The organism is Mesorhizobium sp. M2A.F.Ca.ET.037.01.1.1 (assembly GCF_003998075.1).
In the GTDB taxonomy this organism is placed as follows: domain Bacteria; phylum Pseudomonadota; class Alphaproteobacteria; order Rhizobiales; family Rhizobiaceae; genus Mesorhizobium.
In genome coordinates, this window is the sequence record NZ_RZSA01000967.1 from 1 (window position 1) to 2,424 (window position 2,424).

3 protein-coding genes and 2 pseudogenes are annotated in these 2,424 nt (G+C 63.8%); 2 read left to right on the forward strand and 3 right to left on the reverse strand.

Annotated elements, in window-relative coordinates; genetic code table 11:
* Together EOA27_RS32025 and EOA27_RS32030 are read right to left on the reverse strand one after the other, a co-directional pair.
* A pseudogene (locus EOA27_RS32025) lies at positions 1 to 526 on the reverse strand (amidohydrolase/deacetylase family metallohydrolase); the annotation flags it as partial.
* A 25-nt stretch (positions 527 to 551) separates the two neighbouring features.
* Positions 552 to 955 (reverse strand): annotated as a pseudogene (locus tag EOA27_RS32030) (RidA family protein).
* Positions 956 to 1,098: 143 nt separating this feature from the next.
* Between EOA27_RS32030 and EOA27_RS32035 the strand changes: the two are divergent.
* Positions 1,099 to 1,581 (forward strand): hypothetical protein, encoded by a 483-nt coding sequence (locus EOA27_RS32035; protein WP_126081236.1) that lies wholly within the window; start codon positions 1,099 to 1,101, stop codon positions 1,579 to 1,581.
* 79 nt (positions 1,582 to 1,660) lie between these two features.
* Here EOA27_RS32035 and EOA27_RS32040 read toward each other — a convergent pair whose 3' ends face one another.
* Positions 1,661 to 1,915 (reverse strand): hypothetical protein, encoded by a 255-nt coding sequence (locus EOA27_RS32040; protein ID WP_112126404.1) that lies wholly within the window; start codon positions 1,913 to 1,915, stop codon positions 1,661 to 1,663.
* A gap of 286 nt (positions 1,916 to 2,201) precedes the next feature.
* Between EOA27_RS32040 and EOA27_RS32045 the strand changes: the two genes are divergently transcribed.
* A partial coding sequence (locus EOA27_RS32045) for a DUF87 domain-containing protein (protein ID WP_127258192.1) occupies positions 2,202 to 2,424 on the forward strand: 223 nt, incomplete at its 3' end.

Genomic DNA, 2,424 nt, shown 5'->3' on the forward strand with positions numbered 1-2,424 from the left:
CGCTGGTACCGCCGGCATGCTTGCCGGAGCGGACTTTCACGCCGACGACGAGATCGGTGTGCTCGCGCACCGCGGCCACCGTCTCGCGCGGCTCGCAGAGCCTGAGGTCGCTGCATTCGCCGACCGATACGGTCTTGGCGAAGCCGAATATGCCGGCAAAGGAAATGTTGACGTAAGCGAGGATGCGGACCTTCGAGCGCTCGATGACATGGCGGCGAAAGCCGAGGAAATTGCCGGCACCGGCGCTGCCGGCATCGACGAAGGTGGTGGTGCCGCTCTTGGCGGCCAGCCGGTCGGCATCGACACCGAGCGAGGTGCCGCCCCAATAGACATGGCTGTGCAGGTCGACGAGGCCGGGCGTGACGATGCAGTCCCTGGCATCGACCACCTGCGCGGTATGTTCGGCATCGATGGCCGCCTCGATCGCGGCGACGCGGCCATCGGCAATGGCGACGTCGCGCTGCGCGTCCAGGCCCGATGCGGGATCGATCACGCGCCCGCCCTTGATCAGGAGATCGAACTGCATCGGTACCTCCGGTTTTGTAGCGCGATCAGACCGGCCGGTAGGCGACGGCCTCGACCTCGATCTTGATGTCGATCATCAGGCGCGACTCGACCGTGGTGCGCGCCGGCGGGTCGTTTGGGAAATGCTTCGCATAGACGGTGTTGAAGTGCCGAAATCGCGCGCGTCCTCCAGCCAGACGGTGGTCTTGACCACATCGTCCATGCCGCAGCCGGCCAGCGCCAGCGCCGCCTTGACGTTCTGCAGCACCTGCTCGGTCTGCTCGGCGATGCCGCCCTTCACCACCAGCCCGTCGCTGCCCACCGGCACCTGGCCGGAGACATAGACGAAATCGCCGGCGCGCACGGCGGGCGAGAGCGGGACATGCGATTTTCCAAAGCATTGCTTGGGCAAGTGAGTCTCCTCTTGGCGTTTGAACGTAACCGGTCGCATAGCCGTCTACGCCTGTCGGCACGATCCTCATAGAGGCGATGTCGGAAAGCAACATTTTTTCGAAATCCATGTTGCTTTATTACAGAAGCCTGAGCATCTTGCGCTCGACGCCGCCTTCGGCCGCGATATGAGGGAGATCCAGCATGACCTTCGATAAGAACCCCTTCCCGGAAGGCGATGCCGACCGCCACGCGCTTTGGGAAATGCTGGTGCGGCGCGACATCGATGCCTTCCTCGGACAGGACTGGTCGATGGTCGAGGACGATTTCATCGCTGAGAGCTTCTTCGGCATGCACGCGCATTTCCTCGCCAATGCCGATGCGTGGCGGCTGCAGTTCCCGAAGCTGGAGGTCTATCGCGACGAATGGCTGCGCCAGGCCAAGGAAACTGCGGCGACAAAATTCGCCGAGCCGCTGCGCGAGGCGCTGTTTCGTGTCACCAACATGCGCGACATAGATGTCGACGGCGATCGCGCGGTGCTGCACAAGAAGTTCGACGGTTCCGTCGCCAAGGCCGATGGCGGCGTCGACCGGCTGAAATGGCAGACGCTCTATTTCTGCCGCAAGGTCGGCGGCCGCTGGAAGATCGCGGGCTTCGTCGGTTACATGCCGCATCCATTGGGCTAAAGCGTGCCGTGAGGCCGGCCTACAAACGGCGGGCTCCCGCGCTTCCGGTGCTCACATACGCAGGCAAACGCTTCAGAGCCTATGACAGCCGCGGCAACCGCTCATCGGGCGAGCGGTGGTCGAACACGACACCCATGGTCTTACCAACGGCGGCCATCACGATCAGCTCAACCAGATGGTCATCGCTGTCCTCGCAGGATGGATCGGCATGGCGTATGGCATCGAGCATGGCGCGTGTGGACACGGTGTCGCCGGCGCGAAACTTCGAAAGGGCAGACGAAACAAGGTCTTGCACCGTCGGATCCATGACGGGCACTTCCGCAGCGACGTTCATTGGCCTCCTCCTGCCATGAACCCTCCCTCGAAAGATGATACGCCAATGGCTGGATTGCGCCAGCGAAATGGTGGTCCGACCAGTGCCGATGGCGACAGCCTGCCGCCATCCGCCGTGTAGGGACGAGCTCACGCTCGCGCATGGGGCGAGCCGACGCTCGCCCATGGGGACGAGCACGCTCGCCCTTAGATGTGGAACACCGCCCGGCGGTGCGCGGCCATGCTCGACGTGCCCAGCTTCGGTTGATAAGCCCGCTTGCGCGCATGGAGGCGTTCTGAGTCGAAATATGACGGTTGCAATCGAGATGGGGCAGACGAGCGCAGGCGCGCCGGCGGCCCTCGACCTTGAGGAATTGCTGGCGACCCGCCTGCTGGTGCAGGGCAATTCGGGTTCCGGCAAGTCGCATCTGCTGCGCCGGCTGCTCGAACAGAGCGCGCCCTGGGTGCAGCAGACCATCATCGACCCTGAAGGCGACTTCGTCTCGCTCGCCGAGCGCTTCGGTCATCTGG